A 25,467-nucleotide genomic window follows, 5' to 3' on the forward strand; every position below is an offset into this window, starting at 1 on the left:
GCCGGGTGGGCGTGGGCCGTCAGGGCGCGGACCGCGTCGCGTCCGTGTAGTCGGCCCAGATCCGCTCCGGGAAGCCGTTGCCGCGCTGCGATGTGTCACCACCCACGTCCGACATCGGCAGCAGCTTCCCGTCCTCCGGCTTCATGCGGAACATGGTCACGGCGGTGGAGATCTCCTTCGAATATCCCACGTACCAGGCCGACTTCAGCCGGTCCTGGTCGCCCGTGCGGCCCGCGCCGCCCAGCGCGTCGGAGACGTCCTGCGCCACGGCCTTCGGCAGCGCGCGCCGCGCCTTGGCCCGGCTCTCGAAACCCCCGACCGGCTGGCCGTCCTTGAGGAGCTTGGTCACCGAGTAGGGATCGTTCTGCAGGCCCTGATCGGCGAATGTGCCGTACGCGCCGGCCATACGGATCGTGCTGGGCGTGGACGTGCCGACGGAAAAGGAATCGTCCAGCGGCGCCATGCTGTTCTCGAGCAGCCCCGAGCGGATGGCGGTGTCCCGCACCTGGTCGGTTCCCACCTCTTTGCCGAGCCGTACGTAGGTGGCGTTGCCGCCCTTCACGAGAGCCTGGCGGAGGCTGGGGTGGGAATCGTCGGGCTGTGCCTTCTCCGACGGGTTCTGCAATTGTCCGTCGTCGCCGTAGAAGCTGTCGGGCTGTACGTCCTGCCGGTCGCCGTTCTTCGTCTCCGTGCCGTACTGGAGGGCGGCGGCGAGGACGAACGGCTTGAAAGCGGAGCCGACCGGCACGCCCGATGTGTCGGCGTTGTTGGTGAAGTGCTTGGTTGCGTCGGGGCCGCCGTAGAGCGCGAGGACGGCGCCGTCGGAGGGTCGCACGGATGCAGCGCCCACCTGCACGTCCTCGTCGGCCGACCGCTTCTTCGGGTCGATGTTGTTGTCCAGCACGCCCTGCACGGACGCGGTCAGTTGCTGCACCCGCTTCTTGTCGAAGGTCGTGTGGATCTTGTAGCCGCCGTGGGCGAGATCCTGATCGGTCAGCGTCGAGTGCGCCTTGATGTATTTGTTGGCGACATCGACGAGATAGCCGGTCTGGCCGCCGAGGCTGGTGGCCATGGACTGTTTGTGGGGCTCGGGGAAGGTCCGGTACTTCTCCCGCTCCTCCTTCGACATCAGGCCCGCCTTGACCTGCCGGTCGAGAATCCACTTCCAGCGCTCCTCGGCGCGCTGGTGATTGCCGGCGCCGGTCGAGGGGTCGTACAGCTCGGCCCCCTTCAACAGCGAGGCCAGCAGAGCGCCTTGGGAGGGGTCGAGCTTCTTGGCGGGAATGCCGTAGTACGCCTGGGCGGCGGCGTCGATGCCGTATGCGCCCCGGCCGAACCAGCTGGTGTTCAGGTAGCCCTGGAGTACTTCCCGCTTGCTCTTGGTCCGGTCGACCTTGAGCGAGATGATGAACTCCTTGGCTTTCCGGGTGACGGTCTGCTCCTGGGAGAGATATGTGTTCTTCACGTACTGCTGGGTGATCGTGGAACCACCCTGTGTCTCCTGTCCCTGCGCCGTGCTGACAAGGGCCCGGAGGATGCCCTCGGGCGATACGCCGTGATCGCTGTAGAAACTCTCGTTCTCCGCCGCTATCACGGCGTGCTGCACGGATTCGGGCACGTCGGCGAGCCGCACGATATTGCGGTTGACCTTGCCGATGCTGACCATCTGGGTGCCGTCCGCCCAGTAATAGGTGTTGGCCTCCTGGACGGCGGCCGCGTTCTCGTCGGGAATGTCCACGCTCACGTACACCCAGGCGAACAGGCCGGCCAGTGCGCCGACGCCCAGCACGAACATGCTCAGCAACTGCCGCCAGGACGGCAGCCATCGGCGCACTCCGCTCCTGCCGCGCCGGGGGTAGTCGATGAACCACTTTCCGCGTGCGTGCGGTTGTCTCGTGCGCAAGGTTCGAAACGCTCCTGCAAATCGGTGTCACCGTCGGAGACGGCCGCGCCGGGGCGCGCGGTTGGCCGATGTGTATGAGCGTTGTGTGACAGCCCCGCATGCGCGGGGCCGCGCGTCACCCCTGATACTCCGTGAGGTCGATGGCGTGGATGCTCAGCGCGTGGCCGTACTCCGGGTGCGTCGTCTCGCGCTCCGGCTCCATGCCGAGCTTGCGGATGACATTCGCGGAGGCTTCGTCGCCCAGGCGGCTGATGCTGATGACGCGGTCCAGATTGCGGTCCTGGAGTGCGAACTCCAGCGTCGCCTGCGCGGCCTCGGCTCCATATCCCTGACCCCAGAACTGCGAGCCGATCCGCCAGCTGATCGCCACCTCGTGCGCCGCCTCCGGCAGGAATTCCGGCACGGAAAGACCCGTGAACCCGATCAGCTCACCGGAGCCGAGGAGCTCGACGGCGAAGAGCCCGAAGCCCTCGTCGTCCCACTCCTCCTCCCAGCGCTCGATGTCCTCGGCCGTCTCGTCCAGGCCGCGCACGGAGCCGTCGTCGACCCATCGCATGACCCGCGGGTCCGCGTTGATGTCCGCCATGGGCGCGAGGTCGTCGTCGTGCCAGCGACGCAGGATGAGGCGGGGGGTGCGGATCTCGGTCATGCCCCTATCTTCGCCGGTCGCCGGCGCGGGCCGCACATCGCCCACATCGGATGGCGGTTGATCGGGTGGCGACGCCCGCCCCGCACACGGGTGACCCCGCTGACGGACCTGGGACGGTTCCCCCCCCCGCCACGTACACGATGGACTGGGGTCGTCGGCCCGAAGTGATCACCACCGACGGCATATGGACCTCACCGCCCCCGCCCCCGGCACGCCCGTCCGCTCTGCAGCACCCACGGACGGCCTCCTCCTTGTTCGGTCGGCTGGGTTCACTCGCAGGTCGGCCCGCTACTCGTACCGGTACTTCAGCGAGTCCGCCTCCGCCTGCTCGATGTCAGCGATCGTCAGCTCCGGCATCCGCAGTTGGGCAAGCGTCACCTCGGCCGAGGTCGGCTGGGCGTCCGTCGGCAGCCACTGCTCCGGCTTCCAGGCCGCGCTGCGCAGGAGCGCCTTGGGGCAGTGCGGGTAGACCTCCTCGATCCCCACCACCAGCGCACTGGCCGGCGGCTTGCCCACGGCGGTCAGCTGCGACAGCAGCTCCGGGCGGGTGGAGACGCAAGCCCGGCCGTTCACCCTGAGCGTCGTGGTGCGCCCCGGGATGACGAACAGCAGCCCGGCCCGTCCGGTGGCGACGACGTTCTGCAGGGTGTCCAGACGCTTGTTGCCGGTCGCGTCCGGTATCGCCACCGTCCGTGTGTCCAGGACAGCGACGAACCCGGCGGGGCCGCCGCGCGGGGAAACGTCACAGTTGCCCTCGGTATCCGCACTCGCGATCAGGACCAGCGATGAGCATCCGATCAACCGCCGGGTCTGTTCGGTGAGTTCGGTCATCTGCTTGCGCACGGCCGCGTCGCCGGGGAGTTCGTAGACCTGGCGCAGCGCCTCCTGGTCGGGCACGGCGTCGAGGCGGAGCGAGTCGAAGGCACTGCTGGCAAGGGATGTTGTCATGCCTCCGACTCTAACGAGCCGACCTGAGATCGATCTTGGCTGGTAGGGCCGGGGACATGGATGCGGCCGCGCAAGTTGTCCGGTGTGTGAAGACCGGACAGGCCCGCGCGGCCATGCCCCATCCTGCCTTCATCTGGCAGCGAGCGGTGTGCGTCCGCCTGCTCGGCCGTGGCAAGACCGTGCCCGAGGCCGCCTGCCTGAGGGCAATCGCCCGCCCGCCTTTCACGCTGTAGACGCGCGGCCGATGCTTCTCGTGTGGTGGCTGGTCAACCGGCTGTCCCTCCGAGGGCTCACATGGTCGAACTCCTCACCCCGCACACCGACTTCACCACCAGCGGCCACCCGGCCGGGCTAGTCGCCCTGCCAGGTCACGCGCATCGTCTCCGGCCCCCGGACGTGCGGCCGTTTCTTCCACGTGACGTTGCGGACGGTCAGCTGCGGGGTCCTGGTGAGCAGCACCCGCAGTCCCTCCTGGAGTTCGATGCGCCCGAGCTGGGCGCCGGGGCAGTAGTGCGCGCCATGACCGAAGGTGAGGTGTCCACCGCGTGGCCGGGTGAAGTCGATTGCGTCGGGGTCCTCGAATCGGGCCGGGTCGTGGTTGGCCGACTCGTTGACGACGGTCAGGGCTTCGCCCGCGCGCACCAGCGTGCCGCCGACGTTGACATCCTCCCGCGCATAGCGGACGAACATGCCGGCGCCGGCGGAGGCGTTGTTGCGCAGCAGTTCCTCGACCGCGGCCGGCAGTTCGGCCGGATTCGCCCGCAGCCGGTTCCAGAGCACACGGTCGCCCCGCGTGAGGACGTGGACGCAGTTGGGAATCTGGGTGATGATCGTCTCGAACCCGGCCACCAGCAGGGTGAAGACCAGGTCGATCAGCTCGGTGTGGGTGAGCCGGTCCTCGTCGTCCCGGGCCTCGATCAACGCGGACATCAGGTCGTCGCGGGGGCGGGCCCGACGCTCGGCGATGAACTGCTCGGTGCAGGTGCGCAGGACACCGAATCGCCGCGTCATGTCCTCGGGGCCGACGCCGCTGCCGGGGAGCAGCGCCGCGCTGGTCGACTCGAACGCCTCCCGGTCCGAGGCCGGCACGCCGAGCAGGTCGCAGAGGGACCGCACGCTGATCTGCTGCGCGTAGTCCACCACGATGTCCATACCCGGCCCGGCCTTCATCGCCGACGACAGCAGATCGTCCGCCGCCGCGTGCACCGTCGGGCGCTGCGCGTCCATACGGGATTTGCTGAGGGCTTTGGCCAACAGTTTGCGCAGCCGGGTGTGTTCGGGGGCGTCCAGGGTCATCAGCCGGGCCACGTCCGTCCCCTCTTCCTGGCGCGGGTAGTCCCGGCCGATCGACATCGCGCGGCTGAACCGCGGATCGCCCAGCACCAGCCGGGCGTCCTCGTAGCGGGTGACCAGCCAGGTGGGTTCACCGTAGGCGAACCGCACCCGGTACAGCCCCTTGCGCTGCCGCAGTTCCCGGAATCGCTCGTTGACCCCGATGCCGCGGCCGTCGTCGAAGGGGAAGTGCTCCAGCGCCTCTGCGGCGTCGGGGAGATCGGGAACAGTCGTCATGCGGGCTGCACCTCCGTCAGCCAGTCGTGCAGGTTCGCTGAGATCAGGTCGGCGTGCTGGGACAGGAGGGTGAAGTGATCGCCGGGCAGTCTGCGCACGCGGTGCGCCAGTTCGGCCGGGAACGGGTGGTCCTCCGTACTGGTGGGCATACCCGCGACGACCTCGCTGGCGAGCAGGTGCAGGACCGGCGCCTTCAACGGGCCGGGCCGCCAGCCGCTGAAGATCCTGCTGTAGCCGCCCATCGCCGCGATCTGGCCGCTGGTGGTCACTGTCCGGTCCGGACGGTCGAGCGACATGCCCATGAGGTCACGTCGTCGGATCTGCTCGCGCATGAACTCGCTGCGGGTCTCGGTCCGGTCCATCTCCTCCTCCGGCAGGTACGAGTCCAGCAGCAGCAGCGCGGTGACGGGGACACCGGTCTGCTCCAGGTGCGCGGCCAGGTCGTGCGCCAGCCAGCCGCCCGAGGAGTAGCCCGCGATGATCAACGGGGTGCCGGCCAGCTCACGGCGCAGCGGTTTCGCCAGCATCTGCATCAGGGCTGCACGGTCGGCGGGCAGCGGAGCCTCACCCGCGAATCCGGGCGACCACAGCGACCACACATCGGACGCCGGGTCCAGCCCGGCGTGCAGGTAGGAGTAGGGCAGGTCCAGGTTGGGGAAGATCGGCGGGGTGAGGCCGACGATCGTGGGGCCACCCGTGCCCGCCCCCACCTTGCGCAGTTCGGCGAGATCGCGCGGATCGTCCTGATCGAACGTGTCGCGGGTCTCGGAGGCCGTGCGGGCCAGGCGGAGGGCGACGTCGATCCGGCCGGTGCGGATCGCCCGGATGTAGAACGAGGCCAGGCTGCCGTCGCTTTCGTCGGCGTTCCCGGGCGCCGGGTCCACCGGCCCGGTGCCGGGTTCCGGGACCTCGTCCCCGGCCCGGGCGGTCTCCACGATCTCGTCGAGCGTGCCCTCCTCGGCGCGGGCGGCCAGCTTTTCCAGCACGCGCTCGGTGAGGTCGACCACCGTGGGGTAGTTCAGCACGTCGGCGAGTTCGATCTCCACACCGGCACCGGTGGTGAGGCGTTTGCGCAGACTCTCGGCGCTCAGCGAATCCATCCCGAGATCCCGGAACGTGTCCTCGGCGTCGACCTCGTCCTCCGGCCCGTAGCCCATCGCCCGGTCCAGGCACTCACGGACCAGCGTCTCGACGCGGCCGGTGCGCTCCTGCTCGGGCAGGGCCCACAGCAAGGCCGCGGGCGAGCGGCGTTCGGCCTCGTGCGTCCCCGGGTCGTCGGAGACCAGCACCGGCATGGCCCACTCGCGCTCGATCCAGTAACGGCTGCGCTGGAATGCGTAGCCGGGCAACGGGATACGCCGTGCACCGGAGCCGGCCAGGACGACGCGCCAGTCCACCGCCGCGCCCAGCACGTGCGCACGGCCCAGCGCGCGCACGATCGCCGCCGAACCGGTCACCGCGCTCTCCGTCTCCTCCGGCACAGCCAGAACGGCGGCGCCGTCGGACAGGGCGGCGGTCATGCCCGCGGTGTCCCCACCGAACACGAGCAGCAGTCGATGGCCGTCGGCCCGCAGTTCGCGGGCGACCGAGTCGGGTGCGGCAGCCGGCACCATGCGGTAGTCGCCCTCGGCCGGACGGTCCCGCAACCAACGGCCGGTGTCCCCGCACAGCACCGGTGCACCGGGCGCGGGAGGCGGGACATCCACGGTGTCGGGTTCGACGCCGGCGGGAGACCCGGCCGCGATCCGCAGCGCCGAGGGCAGGGAGAGCCATCCGACTGCCCAGGACGCGGCCAGCAGGCCGGATCCGCGTCCCGCCAGCGCCGCCGGGAGTACCCCGGACGCGCACCATGTTCGTGTCACGCCGGTCAGCACGGCCAGCGTGGCCGGGGCCAGCACGTCCGGCCGGTCCAGTGGCGGGGCGTCCGGGTCGCCGCGAAGGACGTCCGCCAGAGACCAGCCGACCAGCCCGGCCAGTGCGGCCTCACATGCGGAGAGGTGCTCGGCGAACGGCTCGGCCTCGGCGTACTGCGCGGCCAGCGTGCGCACCACGGCCGGGGTGCACTCATGTGGGTACACGAACGCCGTGGTGCCGTTCCGCACGACGCTGCCGGAGACCACCGCCGTGGCGCTCCCGGTGTCGTTCCGGCCCGTGCTCAGCGCGGTCAGGCCCGCGGCGAGGTCGGCCGGGCGGGAGCCGAACACCACCGCGCGGTGCGGCAGGTGCGCCCGGGTGGTGGCGAGCGACCAGGACAGGTCCAGCAGATCCGGGCGCGCCCGGTCGAGGTACTCGTGCAGCGCGGCCGCCTGCGCGGACAGCGCCTGTTCGGTCCTGCCCGACAGGGTCCAGGCCAGCAGTGGCGGGACGGCCCGGTCGCCGGGCCCGGTGTCCGGGTCGGGTCCCGGGTCCTCCAGGATCACGTGCGCATTGGTGCCGCCGACTCCGAACGCGGACACTCCCGCCCGCCGGGGACGCCCGTCGCGTGGCCACGGGACTGCGCTGGTGAGCAGTTCGACCCCGCCCTGCGCCCAGTCGACCCGGGGGGTCGCCGTGCCGATGTGCAGGGTCCTGGGCAGCGTGTTGTGCCGCATGGCCAGCACCATCTTCACCACGCCGGCGACTCCGGCTGCGGCCTGGGTGTGGGCGAGGTTCGACTTCACCGCGCCGACCAGCAGCGGCGGCCGGTCGCCGCGGTGGCGGCCGTACCCGGCCAGCAGCGCCTGCGCCTCGATCGGGTCGCCGAGCGCGGTGCCCGCGCCGTGCGCCTCCACCGCGTCGACGTCCGCGGGCGAGAGGCCGGCCGAGGCGAGCGCGTCGGCGATCACCTGCTGCTGCGCGGTTCCGTTCGGGGCGGTCAGCCCGGAGGAGGTGCCGTCGGAGTTGATCGCCGATCCGCGCAGCAGCGCGAGCACCGAGTGGTGGTTGCGCCGTGCGTCGGAGAGCCTCTCCAGCACCAGCATTCCGGCCCCCTCGCCCCACGCGGTGCCGTCGGCGTCCGAGGAGAAGGGCTTGCACCGCCCGTCCGGTGACAGGGCACGCTGCCGGGCATAGTCGATGAACAGCAGCGGGCTGGACAGGATGGTCACCCCGCCCGCGAGCGCCAGGGTGCACTCGCCCGAGCGCAGCGACTGCACGGCCAGGTGGATCCCGACCAGGGACGAGGAACAGGCGGTGTCCACCGTGAGCACGGGCCCCTGCAGGCCGAACACATAGGCCAGCCGACCGGAGGTCACGCTGCCCGCGTTGCCGATGGAGAGCTGGCCCAGCATGTCCTCGGGCATCTCGCGGACCGCTGTGGCGTAGTCCGCGTTGGACAGTCCGAGGAACACGCCGGTGCGGCTGCCGCGCAGCCCGGACGGATCGATACCGGCGGACTCCAGCGCCTGCCAGGCGACCTCCAGCGCGATCCGCTGCTGCGGGTCCATGCCGAGCGCCTCGCGCGGCGAAATGCCGAAGAACTCGGCATCGAAGTCGGCCGCGTCGTCGAGGAAGGCACCGTGCCGGACGTAGGAGCGGCCCGGCGTGCCCGGTTCCGGGTGGTAGATCCGGTCTTCGGTCCAGCCGCGGTCGGCCGGGAACCCGGTGATCACGTCCCGCTCCGCGGCGAGCAGTTCCCACAGTTCCTCCGGCGAGCCGACCCCGCCGCCGAACCGGCAGCCCATGCCGACCACGGCCACCGGGTCGTCGACGGGGTTCTCCAGCTCCCGCAACCGCTCCCGGGTGCGCTGGAGTTCCGCGGTGACCCGCTGGAAGTACTTGACGAGCTTCGGATCCTCGCCCACGGCTTTCGATTCCTCTCCGGTCGGCCGGGCGGACCCGGCTGCTGGTTCACGCATTGCCGAGCTCCCGGTCCACGAAGGCGTAGAGCTGGTCCACGGAGGCCGAGCTCAGCTCGTCCGCCCCGGGCCCCGGCTCGTCGTCCAGCGCGCGCAGCGCCGCCCGCAGTCGTCCGCGCAACGCGTCGCGCTGCGCGTTCTCGCCGGCCAGTGCCTCCTCGACCGCCTCCTCGACCGCCTGCGCGAGTGCGGAGAGCCGATCCGGGCCGCGTTCGGCAGGGCCGTCCGCCGGTTCCTCCGGGCCGGCGGCATCCGGCGCGATCTCCGGACCGAGGTACGCCGCGAGGACGGCCGGAGTGGGGTGGTCGAACACCAAGGTGGCGGGCAGGTTCAGGCCCGTGGCGGTGTTGAGCCGGTTGCGCAGCTCGACCGAACTCAGTGAGTCGAATCCGAGATCTCCGAACGGGCCGTCCGCGGGCACCTGGTCCGCGGACGGGTGGCCGAGCACCGCCGCGATGTGCCCGAGCACCAGGTTGAGGAGCTGCCGGTCCCGCTCGGCGGGGCTCAGCCCGCCCAGCCTGCGGGCCAGGTCCGCCGGGGACTCGGCGGGCGCGGCGGACCGCGTGGAGCGCCGGCGGCGAGCCGGGCGGACCAGATCGCGCAGCAACGGCGGAATGCCCTCCTCTCCCAGGCCGGCCACGGTGGCCAGATCCAGCCCGATGGGCACCAGATGGGCCCTGTCCGAGCCGGTCGCGGTGTCCCAGAGGGCCAGGCCCTGCGCGACGGTCAGCGCGCGGATCCCGGTGCGGTCCAGGCGGGCCCGGTCCGCGGCGGCCAGCCCGCCGCCCATCCCGTCGGCCGTGCCGGTCCCGCTGTCCGGGGCCCACAGGCCCCAGCCCAGCGAGCGGGCCGGGAGCCCGGCGGCGGCCCGCTGGTTCATGAGCGCGTCCAGGAAGGCGTTCGCCGCGGCGTAGGCCCCCTGGCCCGCCGTGCCGAACACGCCGGCGGCGGAGGAGAAACACGTGAACCCGGCGAGATCGAGCTCCCTGGTCAGCTCGTGCAGATGCCAGGCTCCGTCGACCTTCGGCGCCAGCACGTTTTCCACCTGCTCATCGGTCAGCGACTCCACCAAGCCGTCGTCCAGCACACCGGCCGCATGCACCACGGCGGTCAGCGGGTGTGCCGCGGGCACCTCGGCCAGCACCCGGGCCACGTCGTCACGCCGGGCGACATCGCCGCGCGCCAGCTCGGCGTGCGCGCCGAGCCGGCCGAGTTCGGCGACCAGTTCCGCGGCGCCGGGGCTCTCCGCGCCACGGCGCGAGAGGAGCAGCAGCCTGCGGGCGCCCCGGCTCGCCAGATGCCGGGCCAGTGTGCGGCCCAGCGACCCGAGTCCACCGGTGATCAGCACGGTGCCGTCGGGATCGGGCGTGCGGGCGGCCGAGCCGCCGTCGCGCTCCGCCGGAGCGTCGGCGCGGTGCAGCCGGGGCACCAGCAACTCGCCTGCGCGCAGCGCCACCTGGGGCTCACGGGCCGCGGACGCGACGGCGACCGCGTCGCGGAACGCGGCGTCGGTCGGCTCGTCGACGTCGACCAGCAGGAGGCGACCCGGGTACTCGCTCTGTGCCGAGCGGGCCAGTCCGCAGGCCGCGGCCAGTGCCAGGTCGGGTTCGTCGCCCGCACGCACCCCGAGCGCGCGCTCGGTGCAGACCACCAGCAGCGAACCGGCGAACCGCTGGTCGGTGAGCCATCCTTGCAGGTACCCGGTCAGCTCGGTGAGCGCGGCGCGGACCCGCGCGGTGACGTCGTCCCCGGTGGGACGGGCCGGGCGCAGCACCACCACCGGCGGGACCGGGTCCTCCGCGTCCGCCAGCCGCGCGAGGTCGAGCCCGCCGATCCCCGGGTCGTGCCACCCGCCGGGGTCGTCCACCGTGGAGGGCCGGCGCAGGGGCACCCAGTCCTGTGCCAGCAGTTCCGCGCCGTCCTCGGCCGGTCCCAGCAGGTAGGACTCGTCGGCGGGCAGCGGCCGGAACAGCAGGGAGTCCACCGTGGCCACGGTGGCGCCGGTCTCGTCCGCCAGCGTGATCGCCACATCACCGTTCCCGCCGGTGGCGTGCACCCGCACCGTCGAGGCTCCGGCCCGGAACAGCGACAGTCCCGACCACGAGAACGGCATCGAGCCGCTGCCCTCGTCGATCCCGTCCAGCTGCGGGCCGAGACCGACCGCGTGCAGTGCCGCGTCCAGCAGCGCCGGATGCAGGCTGTACCGCTTCGCGTCTCCCGCCGCCTCGGCGGGCAGGGCGACCTCGGCGAACATCTCCGAGGTCCCGTCGGGGCGGTCGCGTTGCCAGAGGGTCCGCAGACCCCGGAACGCGCCCTCGTAGCGGAAGTGCCTGCCCTCCACCACTTCGTCGTAGACGTCCGCGACCGGGATCTCCCGCACATCCCGCGGCGGCCACTGCGCGAGGGCCGTGTCCGGCGCCGCGGTGCGGATACCCAGGTAGCCGAAGGCATGGGACCGCCATGGGCCCGGCTCGGCCCGGCCCGCGCCCTCCGGCCGGGAGTACACCCGCACCGGGCGGCGGCCGGTCTCCTCGGTGTCGCCCACCACCACCTGCACCGACACCCCGCCGTGCTCCGGCAGGACCAGCGGCGCCTCGACGGTCAGCTGTTCGAGCAGGTCGCAGCCGACCTGCTCGCCCGCGGCCAGCGCCAGTTCCACGAAGCCGGTACCGGCCAGCAGGGGGATGCCGCGCACCTGGTGGCCCCCCAGCCAGGAGTGCGACTGGAGGGACAGCCTGCCGGTGAGCAGCACGCCGTCGCCCTCGGCCGCGGACAGCACGGCGCCCAGCAGCGGGTGGCCCACCGGGAGCAGCCCGGTGGAACGCAGGTTCAGCCCGTGCCCGTCCGGCACCAGCCAGTACCTCTCGTGCTGGAACGCGTAGGCGGGCAGGTCCGCCGTCCTGGCGGGCGCGGCGGGCAGCACGGCGGGCCAGTCCACCTCCACGCCCTGGGTGTGCAGCGCGCCGAGGGCGAGCAGCACGTCCTCGGTCTCGTCACGGTCGGCCCCGCGCAGGGTGGGCACCATCGCCTCGTCCGGCCCGGCATCCCGCCCGGCCAGCGCGGAAAGCACCGCGCCCGGCCCCAGTTCGAGCAGGACGCGTGCACCGGCCTCGCGTGCGGTGCGCAGCCCGTCGTGGAACCGCACCGCCTGACGGACGTGCGCGGTCCAGTACTCCGGCGAGCGCAACTGCTCCGCCGTGGCCATCTCGCCGGTGAGGTTGGAGATCACCGGGATGTCCGGATCGTGCGCCGTCAGCCCGGCCAGAACCGTGCCGAACTCGGCCAGCATCGGCTCCATCAGCGGCGAGTGGAACGCGTGGCTGACCCGCAGCCGCCGGGTCCGCCGTCCCCGGGCCGCCCAGTCGGCCTCCAGTTCCGTGATGTCTTCGTCCGCACCGGAGACGACCACCGTGTCCGAGGCGTTCACCGCCGCGACGGACACCCGCCGCGCGCGCCCCGCCAGCCAGGGGGCCAGGTCCTGCTCGGTGCCCTGCACGGACAGCATCGCGCCGCCCTCGGGCAGCGCGGCCATCAGGCGGCCTCGGGCGGCCACCAGCCGGACCGCGTCCGGCAGCGACCACACCCCGGCCACGTGCGCCGCGCTGATCTCCCCGATCGAATGTCCCAGCAGCAGGTCGGGGCGCACACCCCAGGAGTGCATCAGCCGGAAGAGCGCGACCTCCACCGCGAACAGGGCGGCCTGGGCGTAGTCGGTGCGGTCGAGCAGGTCCGGTTCTTCGCCCTCGAGCACGGTCCGCAGCGGAGTCGGCAGCTCCCGGTCGAACAGCTCGCACACCTCGTCGAACGCCTCGGCGAACACCGGAAAGGAGGCGGCGAGCTGCCGCCCCATGCCGGGCCGCTGCGCGCCCTGGCCGGTGAACAGCATGCACACCCCGCCGCCGGCCGCGGCGCCCACCGCCACACCGGGGACCAGGCCGGTGTCGAGGTGGCCGCGCAGCGCGGAGACGAGGTCGGCCCGGTCCCGGCCGGTCACTGCCAGCCGGTGGCGGAAGTGGGTGCGGCGGGTGGCCAATGCGTACGCCAGACCCTCGGCGGAGGGCGCATCGCCGGACTCGGCGAAGGCCAGCAACCGGGTCGCCTGGGCGCGCAGCGCGTCCTCGGTCCGGCCCGACACCGTCCACACCAGACCGGCGGACGGCACGCCGGGCTCCGGCGCCTCCGGCTCGATGTGCTGTTCCAGCACGACATGGGCGTTGGTGCCACTGATCCCGAAGGAGGAGACGGCGGCGCGGCGCGGACGGCCGGTCTCCGGCCAGGGCAGCGCCTCGGCGAGCACGCTGACCCCGTCCACTCCCCAGTCCACCTTCGGGGTGGGGCTGTCCACGTGCAGGGTCTTCGGCGCGAGACCGTGCCGCATCGCCATGATCATCTTGATGATGCCGGCCACGCCGGCCGCGGCCTGCGTATGCCCGATGTTGGACTTCAGCGAGCCCAGCAGCAGCGGCCGGCCGGGCGGCCGGTTCCGGCCATAGGCCGCCACCAGCGCGGTGCCCTCCACCGGGTCGCCGAGCGGGGTGCCGGTGCCGTGCGCCTCGACCACGTCGACGTCCTGGGCGGACAGTCCGGCGTCGGCGAGCGCGGTGCGGATCACCTCCTGCTGGGCGGTGCCGTTGGGCGCGGAGAGCCCGTTGCTGGTGCCGTCGGAGTTGACCGCCGAGCCGCGCAGCACCGCGAGCACCTGATGGCCGTGCCGCCGCGCGTCGGACAGCCGCTCCAGCACCAGGAGACCCGCCCCCTCGGCCCAGATCGAGCCGTTGGCCCCGGCCGCGAACGCCTTGATCCGGGCGTCCCGGGAGGTGACGCCCTGGCCGCAGAACTCGACGAACGTCTCCGGAGTGCTCAGCACCGTCACACCGCCCGCCAGCGCGATCGGGCACTCGCCGGCGCGCAGGGCCCGCATCGCGAGGTGGGTGGCGACCAGGGAGGACGAGCAGGCGGTGTCCACGGTGAGGGCCGGGCCGTGGAAGCCCAGGGCGTAGCTGATCCGGCCCGAGATCACGCTCATGGTGTTGCCGGTGATGCCGTACTGGGAGAACTGGTCGGTGCCCTGCCAGAGCATCTCGTAGTCGTTGCTGGACGCGCCGACGAAAACCCCGGCCCGCTCGCCCACCAGCGAGTCCGGCAGGATGCCCGCGGACTCCAGGGCCTCCCAGGCCAGCTCCAGCACCAACCGCTGCTGAGGATCCATCACCAGCGCCTCGCGCGGGGAGATCCCGAAGAACGCGGGGTCGAAATCGCCCGCCCCGCTGAGGAAGCCGCCCTCGCGCACGTAGGTCCGCCGCGCCTGCGGGGACTCCGGATCGGCGTCGTAGAGCTCCTCGATCGGCCAGTGCCGGTCCTCGGGGAAGGCCGAAATGGCATCCGTGCCCGCAGCCACCAGGTCCCACAGCTGGGCGGGCGAGGCCACGTCGCCGGGCAGCCGGCACGACATGCCGACCACCGCGATCGGCTCGGCGGACTGCTCGGTCGCGTCCCGCAACTGCTCCCGGGTGCGTAACAGATCGGTGGTGACCTTTTTCAGATAGTGGCGGAGCGTGCTGACTTCATCGGACATGAACGACTCCCTGCGACAAGTGGCCGGTCAGAGTTGGAAGGTGATGCGTTCGGTTTCGAGACCGCGGACGACCACGTGCCTGCGATAGCTCAGTGAGTCCTCGTGCACGTGGAAGCCGCGCAGCCGGCGGGCCAGCTCACCGAACACGATCTCCGCCTCCAGCCGGGCCAGGCTGCTGCCGAGGCAGTAGTGCGCGCCGGCGCCGAAGGCGAGGTTCATCACGGCCGGCTTCCGGTCCGCGATGAACTGACCGGCCTTCGGGTGCACCTGCTCGTCCCGGTTGCCGGACGCGAGGACCAGGGTGACCACCGAGCCCTCGGGGATGTCGAGGCCGTTGATCCGGTCGGACCGCAGCGCGACACGGCCGGTCAGCATGATCGGGCAGTCGTAGCGCAGTGCCTCGCCGACCACGTCACCGGCGATCGCCGGGTTCTGCCGGAGCAGCTGGAACTGCTCCGGGTGGCGCGACATCGCGAGCAGGCCGTTGGTGATCAGGTTCGTGGTGGACTCGTGGGCCGCGGTGAACACGGTCACCACGACGTTCGTCACCTCACGCCGGCTCAGGCCGCGCCCGTTCTCCTGCGTGGTGAGCAGGCTGGATATGAGGTCCTCGCCGGGGTTGCGGCGGCGCTTGTGGATGAGGTCCGCGAAGTAGCCGTGCAGTTCGGTGGTGGTGCGGACGATGCGGACGAGTTCCTCGCGGTCGAACATCGCGGTGGAGTGGAAGCTGGCCACCAGCGTGGGCAGTTCCGTGGACAGCGCCATGTCGCCGGACCACTCCCGCAGCATCGGGATGTCCTCGGCCGGGATGCCCAGGAGCGTCGCGATGACCCGCAGCGAGAGCACCGCGGCCAGGTCCTGCACGCCGTCGAACTCGCCGTCGGCCAGGCAGTCGCGGAGCAGTTCGTCCACGATCTCGCGAATCCACGGCTCGAAGCGCGCGGTGATCCGTGGCGTGAAGGCCTTGCTGACCAGATTGCGCTGCCGCCCGTGTCCGGGATCGTCCATGAAGAAGATCGAGTTGAGCACCGGCTCGTCGCCGCGGTCGCCGAAGAGTTCCCGCATCCCCGGCGCGTTGAACGTGTCACTGCCCATGGTCGTGTGGCTCTTGAGCACGGCCAGACAGTTGGCGTGGTCGCTCAGCAGCAGGGAACCGTCCGACGTCCACATCGGACCTTGCTCCCGCCACCGCTCGAACAACGGGTAGGGGTTCGCGAGCACCTCCCGGTCGAGCAGGGCGTGCAGCGGGTTGTCGAGTACGGTGACCGGTGGGCGGCTTGGCACCGACATGGGCTAGCTCCTCTCCGTGGCACGGCCGGCAGTGCGACCGGTGGCCGATTGCGCGTCGTCGAGCACTTCGTCGATCAGCGTGAACATCTCGTCGTCCGTGGCGCCGCTCAGGTCGGGCACCGTGGCCTGTTCATCGGCGGTGCCGTCTTCCTGGCCGCGCAGCAGCCGCCGCAGTGTCGTAGTGATCACCTCGGGGAGGGGCACGGACGCAGGCCGCCGGAGCAGGGCCGCCTCCAGCTCCCTCAGGCGGTCCAGCACGACCCGCTCGGCCGGGTCGCCCTCGTCGACACCGAGCGCGTCGCCGAGGTGCCGGGCCAGCGCGGCGGCGGTGGGATGGTCGTAGACGGCGGAGGCCGCCAGCGGCACTCCGGTGTCCGCGCCGAGCAGATTGCGCAGCCGGACCCCGGCCAGCGAGTCCAGGCCCAGCTCCTGGAACGGCCGGTGCGCGTCCAGCTCTCCGGCCGGCCGGCCCGAGACGACGGCGACCCGGGCGGTGACCAGCTCCAGCAGCACCGACGACCGCCGCTGCGGCGCGGTGGCCGCCAGCCGTTCCCGCAACGCGCTCGCGGGTTCGGGCCCGGTGTCCGCGCCCACCCCCGGCAGTCCGGAGCACAGGTGCCCCGGCCGTGCGGCGGCGAACTGCGGCCAGTCCACGGCACCGACCGCGTACTGCGCCGCGCCGCCGGACAGGGCCCGCTCCAGCGCGTCCAGCGCCCGGTCGGCGGGCATCGGCGTGGCGCCGCTGTCCGACCGCGGGCCGACCGGCCAGGAGGTGGTCATCCCGGTGTCCAGCCAGGGGCCCCAGGCCAGGCTCGTCGCGGGCAGGCCGCCGGCCTGCCGGTGGGCTGCCAGCGCTTCCACGACGGCGTTGGCCGCGGCGTAGTTGCCCTGCCCCGGCGAGCCTGCGGTGCCGGCCAGCGAGGAGCACAGCACGAAGAAGCGCAGCGGATGGCCGGCGGTCAGCTCGTGCAGGAAGCGCGCGCCGTCCGCCTTGGCCGCGAACACACGCGCCAGCCGGGCCTCGGACAGCGCCTCCAGCACTCCGTCGTCGAGCACCCCGGCGGCGTGCACCACACCGGTGAACGACCGCCCGGCGAGCAGCCCGGCCAGCGCCTCGCGGTCCGCCACGTCGCAGCCGGCGATGTCGACCTCGGTACCCAGCGCGGTGAGTTCGGCGTGCAGTTCCGTCGCGCCAGGGGTGTCCACGCCCCGGCGGCCGACCAGCAGCAGGCGGTCCGCTCCCCGGGCCGCCAGCCGGCGGGCGACGTGAGCGCCGATGCCGCCCAGCCCCCCGGTGATCAGCACGGTGCCGATGGGCTCGGCCGTGGCGGGTTCGGTGCGTGGCACCGGGACCAGTCGCCTGGCGTACAGCCGCCCGTCCCGGATCGCGATCTCGTCCCGGGCACCCAGCGCGGCGGGCAGCGCGGCCAGGTCCCCCGCGGCCGGTCGCAGCGGCAGGTCCACCAGGCCGCCGTGCAGCCGGGGCGCTTCCATGCCCGCGGCCCGGACCAGCCCGCACACGGCGGCCTGCTCCGGATGCGGCACGGTGTCGGCCATGCCGGCCTGCACGGCGCCGCCGGTGATCGACCACAGGGGCGTGTCCGCGCCTCTGGACAGCAGCGCCTGCAGCAGCGCCAGGGTGGCGGCCAGACCGGTCGGCACGCGCGTCGTGTCCGAGCCCTCGGCCATCGCCAGGAGGGACACGATGCCGCCGCCCGGCAGGTCGGGCAGCAGCCGGTCCCAGTGCTCGCCGTCCACGGCGTCGCCGCGCACGGTGCGGGTCCCTTCGCCCAGCACGCCCGCCACGTCCTCGGTGAGCCGGTCCCAGTCCGCGCCCGGCGGGGCCACCACCAGCCACGGTCCCGGCGCGTCGGCGACCGGGCCGGGGACGGGCAGCCACTCGACAGCGTGCAGCAGAGGGTCGGCGGGGGCCCCGTCGTCGGGCAGCCAGAACCGCTGCCTGGCGAACGCGTAGCCGGGCAGTGGCACCGCCCGCCCGCCGGTGCACCAGGCCGCCCAGTCCACGTCGGTCCCCCGGGCGTGTGCGGTCGCCAACGCCGTCAGCAGGCCGTGCAATTCGTCGGCGTCCTGTCGCAGCAGCGGCAGGAAACCGTCCCCGCCCAGCGCCTCCTGGCCGAGCGCGCTGAGCGTCGCGCCCGGTCCCAGCTCCAGGTAGGTGCTGGTGCCGGCCGCGTCCAGAGCGCGCAGGCAGTCGTGGAAGCGCACCGGTTCCCGCGTATGCCGGACCCAGTACTCCGGGTCAAGAAGCTCGTCGGTGACGGGTGCGCCGGTCACCGAGGACACGACCGGAATCACCGGCGTCCGGAGGTCCAGTCCGGCCAGCACCTTGCGCAAGGGGTCCAGAACCGGGTCCATGTGGTGGGAGTGGAACGCGTGCCGCACCGCCAAGGGGTGCACGCGGGCCACCCGTTGCGAGATCTCCCGCACCGCGTCCGCGTCCCCGGCGAGCACCACCGAGGCGGGCCCGTTCACCGCGGCCAGCGCCACCCGGTCCTCGTGGCCGCGCAGCAGTTCCGGCACGTCGGCTTCCGGTACCGGGACCGCCACCATCGCGCCCTCGCCGCCGAGTTCGCGCATCAGCCGCCCGCGCGCCGCCACCAGTGCGCAGGCGTCGGCCAGTGAGAACACGCCCGCGGCGTGCGCTGCGGCGATTTCGCCGACCGAGTGCCCGGCCACCGCGTCCGGCCGCACCCCCATCGTGGTGAGCAGCCGGAACACCGCCACCTGAACCGCGAACACCGCGGCCTGCGCATGGTCGGTGCGGTCACCGGGTCCGTCCCGGAGGATCTCGGTGAGCGGCCGGTCCAGCAGTGGGTCCAGCTCGGCGGCGATCTCCTGGAGGGCGGCCGCGAACACCGGTACCCGGTCCCGGAGCGATGTGGCCATGCCCGCGTACTGCACGCCCTGGCCGGGAAACAGGAACGCGGTCGCGCCGTCGCCCGCCACTCCGGTACTGCCGGTCCCGGCCCGCAGCGCGGCGGCCAGCTCGCCGGTGTCCGTGCCGAGCACGACGGTGCGGGCAGGCAGCCGGGCCCGCGTGGTGGCCAGCGAATAGGCCACGTCCAGCGCGGACGGCGAGCCGTTCCCGTCCTCGTCGCCCAGCCGGCGGAGCAGGGCCTCGGCCTGCGCGGGGAGCGCCTCCGGGGTGGCCGCGGAGAGCACCCACGGGATCAGCGGCGGGGCCGCGGCGGTCGTCGGCTCCGGTTCGGGCCCGGGCTCGGGTTCCTCCAGGATCACATGCGCGTTGGTGCCGCTGAGGCTGAACGAGGACACCGCCGCCCGGCGCGGACGGCCCGCGCGCGGCCAGTCCATCGGCTCGTCCAGCAACTGCACCGCGCCGTCGTCCCAGTTCACGTGCGGGCTCGGGGCGTTCAGGTGCAGGGTCGCGGGCAGTCGGCCGTGCCGCATGGCCAGCACCATCTTGAGCACACCCGCCACACCCGCCGCCGCCTGGGTGTGCCCGAGGTTGGACTTCGCGGACCCGACCAGCACGGGCCGCGCCCGGTCCTGCCCGTAGGTCGCCAGCAGCGCGGTGGCCTCGATCGGGTCGCCGAGCGGGGTGCCGGTGCCGTGCGCCTCCACCGCGTCCACCTCGCCGGGCGCCAGGCCCGCGACGGCCAGCGCGTCCCGGATCACCCGCTGCTGGGCCGATCCGTTCGGCGCGGTCAGCCCGTTGGACGCGCCGTCGGAGTTGAGTGCCGAGCCGCGCAGCACGGCGAGCACCCGGTGGCCACGTTCACGCGCGGTGGACAGCCGCTCCATCACCAGCAGGCCGGCGCCCTCGCTCCACGCGGTGCCCTCGGCGGCCGCGTCGAACGGTTTGCACCGGCCGTCCGGGGCGAGCACCCCCACCTGGGAGAACTCCACGAACAGCGTCGGCGTGGTCAGCACCGTGACGCCACCCGCCAGCGCGACCGTGCACTCACCGGCCCGCAGCGCCTGCGCGGCCTGGTGCATCGCCACCAGCGCGGAGGAACACGCCGTGTCCACCGTGATCGCCGGGCCGTGGAAGCCGAACGTGTAGGCCAGCCGCCCCGACGCGACGCTGCCCGCGTTGCCGATCGAAACGTCGCCGGTGAGGTCCTCGGGCGTCCGGTGCGCGCGGCGCGCATAGTCGTTGCCCATCAGCCCGAGGTAGACACCGGTGCGGGTGCCCCGCAACGCGGTCGGGTCGATCCCGGCGTCCTCCAGCGCGTGCCAGGCCAGTTCCAGCAGGATGCGCTGCTGCGGGTCCATCGAGACCGCCTCCGCCGGGGCGATGCCGAAGAAGCCGTTGTCGAACTCGGCGATCCCGTCCAGGAAGCCGCCGTGCCGCACATAGCTGCGTCCGCCACGGCCCGGTTCCGGGTGGTAGACCTCGTCCAGGTTCCAGCCGCGATCGGCCGGGAACTCGGTGATCGCGTCCCGCCCGGCGGCCAGCAGCTCCCACAGTTCGTCCATGGTGGACACCCCGCCGGGAAAGCGGCAGCTCGCGCCGACCAGCACCACCGGGTCGTCCCTGTCGTACGGGCCGGGGCCGGCGACCGGTGTCCGGCCGCCGGGTACCGCGGCGGGCAACTGCCCGGACAGGTACCCGGCCAGGGCCGCGGGGGTGGGGTGGTCGAACACCGCGGTCGCGGGGAGCCGCACCCCGGTCGCGGCGGTGAGCCGGTTGCGCAGCTCCACCCCGGACAGCGAGTCGAAGCCGATGTCGCGGAACGCCCGCGCCGGGTCCACCCGGCGCTCCACGCCGAGCACGGAGCCCACCGTGGCCAGCACGAGTTCGAGCACCGCCCGCTCGCCACCGGAGACGAACGCGGGTGCCGCGGCCACGGCGGCCGGCCGGGCCGCGGTCCTCCGGGCGCCGAGCAGCCCGGCCCACACCGGAGCCCGTTCCGGGCCTGCCGCACGCACATTGGCCAGGTCGAAGCGGGCGGGCACGGTGCACGCCACGTCGGTGCCCAGCGCCGCGTCGAACAGTGCGAGCCCGTGTTCGCGGGACATCGGCACGAGCCCGGTCCGCCGCAGCCGGGCCCGGTCGGTGTCGCCCAGCCGCCCGGTCATGCCGGTGTCCTGCGCCCACAGTCCCCACGCCATCGACGATGCGGGCAGCCCCCGCGCGCGGCGGTGCTGCGCCAGCCCGTCCAGCCATGCGTTGGCGGCCGCGTAATTCGCCTGCCCCGGCGTGCCGAGGACGCCGGCTGCGGAGGAGAACAGCACGAAGGCCGCCAGGTCGAGGTGTTCGGTCAGTTCGTGCAGGTTGCGCGCACCTTCGACTTTCGGTCGCAGCACCGTGTCGAGCCGTTCGGCGGTGAGGGAGCGCACCGTGCCGTCGTCCAGCACCCCGGCGGCGTGGATCACCGCGGTCAGCGGGTGCTGCGCGGGGATCGCCGCCAGCAGCCCGGCGACGGCGGCCCGGTCGGCGACGTCGCATGCCACGACCGTGATCTCGGCAGTGCCGGCCAGGTCCTCGAGGCCGGAGTCGGGCGCCGTGCCGCCCCGCCGCCCCGCCAGCACCAGGTGCCGCACCCCGTGCTCGGTGACCAGGTGCCGGGCCAGCTCCCGGCCGAGTACGCCGGTCCCGCCGGTGATCAGCACCGTGCCTCCGTCGAGGGAGGGCCGGTCCCCCGTCCGCGTCACCCGGGCCAGCCGTGGCGCGAACGCCTGCCCGCCCCGGACGGCGACCTCCGGCTCACCGGTGCCCAACGCCAGCTCCAGGGCGGAGTCGGCGCCCTCGGCGTCGTGAGGGTGGTCCAGGTCGACCAGCACGAACCGGCCGGGATGTTCGGTGCGCGCCGTGCGGACCAGGCCCCAGACCGCCGCGGCGTCGGGGTCCTGGTCGTCCTCCGGGGCGATCGCGACCGCACCACGGGTCCGCACGATCAGGGGCCCGTCCGTCGCCTTCTCGTCGTCGGTGTCCAAGAACTCGCGTACCCGCGCCAGTGCTTCCCCGGGCCCGGCCACGTCCACGATCGGCGCGTCCGTGATCGCCGGGGCGGGCCGCCGCGCAACCGGCACCCAGTCCAGCCGGTGCAGCGCCCGGTCCACGCCCGCCGTCGCCGACCGCACCGGCCCCACGGGCCGGAGCGCGAGCGCGCCGATCGTGGCCACCGCTTCCCCCGCCGCGTCGGCGAGTGTCACGGCGAACGAGTCGTTGCCCTGCGGAGCGAGCCGCACCCGCAACGCCGTGGCCCCGACCGCATGGAGTGCGACCCCGTTCCAGGAGAACGGCAACCTCACCGGAGCGTCTCCCGCATCCAGCAGCAGCGGGTGCAGTGCGGCGTCGAGCAGGGCCGGGTGCAGGCCGAACTGCCCGGGATCGACGGGCAGTTCGACCTCGGCCCAGCGCTCCGCGCCGAGCCGCCAGGCCCGCCGCAGCCCCTGGAAGGCCGGACCGTACTCGTAACCCTGTGCGTCGAGCTGTGCGTACGCGCCGTCGAGGTCGATCTCCTCGGCACCGGCCGGCGGCCACTCCGTCAGGGTCGCGCCGCCGGACTCCGCGGCCCGGAGCGTCCCCGTCGCATACCGGGTCCACGGGGCGTCCGGCGCGGACCGGGCGTACACCGCCAGCGCGCCCGGATCCGTCTCGCCGATCGCGATCTGCACTTCGGTCTCGCCCCGCTCGGGCAGCACCAGCGGGTTCTCCAGCACCAGCTCGTCCAGCATCGGCAGCCCCGCCCGCTCACCCGCGTGCAGCGCCAGTTCGACGAACGCCGCCCCGGGCAGCAGCACGGTGCCGCGCACCTCGTGCTCGGCCAGCCAGGGGTGCCGGGCGAGGGAGAGCCGACAGGTGGCGACCAGGCCGCCGCCGGCGAGCTGGACCACCGAGTCCAGCATCGGATGCCCGGCGTCGGGCCCGGAGGCGGCGGTGGGCAGCATCCAGTACCGCTGCCGGCGGAACGGGTAGGTCGGCAGTTCCACACGCCGGGCACCGTCGAACAGCCCGTTCCAGTGCACGTCCACACCGTGCACGGCTGCCTCGGCCACCGCCAGCAGGAAGCGGTCGGCACCGCCGTCGTCCCGTTTGAGGGTCTCCAGGACCACGCCGCCCCCGTCGGGGTCCTCCTGGTATTTCCTGAGGATCTGCCGCACGCCGCCGGCGAGCACCGGATGCGGGCTCGCCTCCAGGAACGTGGTGTGCCCGGCCGCGACCAGGCCGCGCACCGTCGCCTCGAACTCGACCGTGGCGCGCAGGTTGCGGTACCAGTAGTCCGCGTCCAGCCCGGTGGTGTCCACCGGGCCGCCGGTCACGGTCGAGTGGAAGGGGATCTCGGCCGCCATCGGGGCCACCGGCGCCAGCAGGTCGCGCAGCTCCGCACGCAGCAGTTCGACCTGTGCCGAATGCGAGGCGTAGTCCACCGGCAGCAGCCTCGCCCGTTCGTCCTCGGCGACCAGGGCGGCGGCGAACTCTTCGACCGCCTGGACGGCGCCCGAAACCACCGTCGCCCGCGGCCCGTTGACCGCGGCCACCGAGAGATCCTCGCCCCAGCGGGCCATCGCCTCTTCGACCGCCGCTCTCGGCAGCCCCACCGACAGCATTCGGCCCGTACCGGAGAGCGCCCGCAAGGCCCGGCTGCGCAGCGTGACGATCCGCGCCCCGTCGTCCAGGGACAGCGCGCCGGCCACGGTCGCGGCCGCGATTTCGCCCTGGGAGTGACCCACCACCGCGGCCGGCCGCACCCCGTGTGCCCGCCAGAGTCCGGCCAGCGACACCATGACCGCCCACAGTGCGGGCTGCACCACGTCCACCCGGAGCAGCGCGTCCGCGTCGGTGAGCACGTCGCCCAGGTTCCAGTCCACGTATGGAGCCATCGCGTCCTGGCAGGCCGCCATGTGCCCGGCGAACACCGGGCTGGACTCCAGCAGTTCCGTGGCCATCCCGGTCCACTGCGTGCCCTGACCGGGGAACAACAGCACCGGATCGGTGTCCCGGCAGGGCGACCCGACGACCGTGCCCGGTGCCGAACGGCCCTCGGCGAGCGCCTCCAGTCCGTGCACCAACGAGTCCCGGTCCCGGCCGAGGACGGCGGCCCGGTGCTCGAACCCGGCCCGGCCGGCCGCCAGCGTGAACCCGGCGTCCAGCAGGCCGACCCGGTCCGGGCGGAGCCGCTCGGCCAGCCGGCCGGCCTGCTCCCGCAGCGCCTCCGCCGACCGTGCGGACAGCAGCAGCGGCACCGCGGACGCCGGTCGTGGTGCCGCGGCGGGCACGGGTTCCGGCGCCTGTTCGAGGATCACATGGGCATTGGTGCCGCTGATGCCGAACGAGGAGACCCCGGCTCGGCGCGGGAGTCCCGTCTCCGGCCACGGCGTGTCCTCCGCGAGCGCGGCGACCCTGCCGGAGTCCCAGTCCACGTGCGGGCTGGGCTCGGTCAGGTGCAGGATGCGCGGCAGCACGCCGTCGCGCATGGCGTGCACCATCTTCAGGATGCCCGCCACCCCGGCAGCGGCCTGCGTGTGCCCGATGTTCGACTTGACCGACCCCACCAGCAACGGGTGCGCCCGCTGCGGGCCGTGCACCGCCAGCAGCGCCCGTGCCTCGATCGGGTCGCCGAGCCGGGTGCCCGTGCCGTGCGCCTCCACCGCGTCGACGTCCGCCTCGGACAGTCCGGCGTCGGCCAGCGCCGCCCGCAGCACCCGTTCCTGGGCCGGCCCGCTGGGTGCGGAGAGCCCGTTGGAGGCCCCGTCCGAATTGACCGCGGTGCCGCGCACCAGCGCGTGCACGGTGTGCCCATGGCGCAGGGCGTCGGAGAGCCGTTCCAGCACCAGCATTCCGACGCCCTCGGACCAGGCCGTACCGTCCGCCGTCACGGAGAACGGCTTGCACCGGCCGTCCGGGGCGAGGCCCCGCAGCCGGGAGAACTCCACGAACATCTCCGGGGTCGCCATCACCGTCACCCCGCCGGACAGGGCCAGGTCGCACTCGCCGAGACGCAGCGACTGCACCGCGAGGTGAGTGGTCACCAACGACGAGGAGCAGCCGGTGTCCACCGTGACGGCGGGGCCGGTGAGGCCGAGCACATAGGCCACCCGGCCGGACACCACGCTGGAGGTGTTCCCGGTGATCAGGTACCCCTCCAGCCCGTCCGGGACGGTATGCACCCGGGGCGCGTAGTCGTGCATCATCGAGCCGGCGAACACGGCGGTGCGGCTGCCCCGCAGCGAGGTGGGATCGATGGCCGCGTTCTCCAGGGCCTCCCACGCCGTCGTGAGCAGGAGGCGCTGCTGCGGATCGGTGGTCAACGCCTCGCGGGCGGAGAGCCCGAAGAACTCGGCGTCGAAATGGCCGGCGTCGTGGAGGAATCCGCCGTGCCGGACGTAGGAGGTACCGGGCCGGTCCGGGTCGGGATCGTAGAGGGCCGCCAGGTCCCAGCCCCGGTCGTCCGGTAACTCGCCGATCGCGTCGATCCCGTCCCTGGCCACCTGCCAGAGCCCTTCCGGATCGACTATTCCGCCCGGGTAGCGGCAGGCCATTCCCACAATCGCAATCGGTTCGCCCGGCATCCGGTGCCCTCCCAAGAGCAGTTTGGACTTTGTCGGCTGCCATGGACGCAAAATCATTCGACGAACTCGCGACCATTCAACCGAACGCCGATAAATTGAGGCGCTTCAACAGCATGAGCGCCCAGGCTCATAATTTCTGCCGAGCGTTTTGCTCGGAAAACACGGCGCGATCCGACAGCCCTGCCATATTCGACAG

8 protein-coding genes are annotated in these 25,467 nt (G+C 73.0%); all 8 read right to left on the minus strand.

The genetic code is table 11. The features are described 5' to 3' along the window. Positions 1–19: 19 nt before the first annotated feature. Entirely contained in the window at positions 20–1,903 is a 1,884-nt protein-coding gene (locus HG542_RS02895; protein WP_227722720.1) for a transglycosylase domain-containing protein, read from the minus strand. Between the two features lie 115 nt (positions 1,904–2,018). Continuing rightward, on the minus strand, positions 2,019–2,552 hold the full coding sequence (locus tag HG542_RS02900) for a GNAT family N-acetyltransferase (protein WP_171078387.1): 534 nt from the start codon (positions 2,550–2,552) through the stop codon (positions 2,019–2,021). A 288-nt stretch (positions 2,553–2,840) separates the two neighbouring features. Continuing rightward, positions 2,841–3,500: an MSMEG_1061 family FMN-dependent PPOX-type flavoprotein gene (locus HG542_RS02905; protein ID WP_171078388.1), complete on the minus strand. Its 660-nt coding sequence runs from the start codon at positions 3,498–3,500 to the stop codon at positions 2,841–2,843. 351 nt (positions 3,501–3,851) lie between these two features. Continuing rightward, on the minus strand, positions 3,852–5,069 hold the full coding sequence (locus tag HG542_RS02910) for a cytochrome P450 (protein ID WP_171078389.1): 1,218 nt from the start codon (positions 5,067–5,069) through the stop codon (positions 3,852–3,854). Beyond that, positions 5,066–8,851, minus strand: coding sequence for a type I polyketide synthase (locus tag HG542_RS02915; RefSeq protein WP_190076194.1), 3,786 nt, complete (start codon positions 8,849–8,851; stop codon positions 5,066–5,068). The genes HG542_RS02910 and HG542_RS02915 overlap by 4 nt, the downstream gene beginning before the upstream one ends. 46 nt (positions 8,852–8,897) lie before the next feature. Further along, entirely contained in the window at positions 8,898–14,480 is a 5,583-nt protein-coding gene (locus tag HG542_RS02920; RefSeq protein ID WP_171078391.1) for a type I polyketide synthase, read from the minus strand. A 27-nt stretch (positions 14,481–14,507) separates the two neighbouring features. After that, positions 14,508–15,770, minus strand: coding sequence for a cytochrome P450 (locus HG542_RS02925; protein WP_171078392.1), 1,263 nt, complete (start codon positions 15,768–15,770; stop codon positions 14,508–14,510). Between the two features lie 3 nt (positions 15,771–15,773). Continuing rightward, positions 15,774–25,322: an SDR family NAD(P)-dependent oxidoreductase gene (locus tag HG542_RS35625; protein ID WP_438816688.1), complete on the minus strand. Its 9,549-nt coding sequence runs from the start codon at positions 25,320–25,322 to the stop codon at positions 15,774–15,776. Positions 25,323–25,467 lie beyond the last annotated feature (145 nt).

Source organism: Streptomyces morookaense (assembly GCF_013030945.1).
Taxonomy (GTDB): domain Bacteria; phylum Actinomycetota; class Actinomycetes; order Streptomycetales; family Streptomycetaceae; genus Streptomyces; species Streptomyces morookaensis.

What these genes read in the sequence shown, in the direction of transcription:
- HG542_RS02925 (WP_171078392.1), bottom strand. Translation starts at nt 15,770, where the DNA reads ATGTCGGTGCCAAGCCGCCCACCGGTCACCGTACTCGACAACCCGCTG.
- HG542_RS02900 (WP_171078387.1), bottom strand. Translation starts at nt 2,552, where the DNA reads ATGACCGAGATCCGCACCCCCCGCCTCATCCTGCGTCGCTGGCACGAC.
- HG542_RS02905 (WP_171078388.1), bottom strand. Translation starts at nt 3,500, where the DNA reads ATGACAACATCCCTTGCCAGCAGTGCCTTCGACTCGCTCCGCCTCGAC.
- HG542_RS02910 (WP_171078389.1), bottom strand. Translation starts at nt 5,069, where the DNA reads ATGACGACTGTTCCCGATCTCCCCGACGCCGCAGAGGCGCTGGAGCAC.
- HG542_RS02920 (WP_171078391.1), bottom strand. Translation starts at nt 14,480, where the DNA reads ATGTCCGATGAAGTCAGCACGCTCCGCCACTATCTGAAAAAGGTCACC.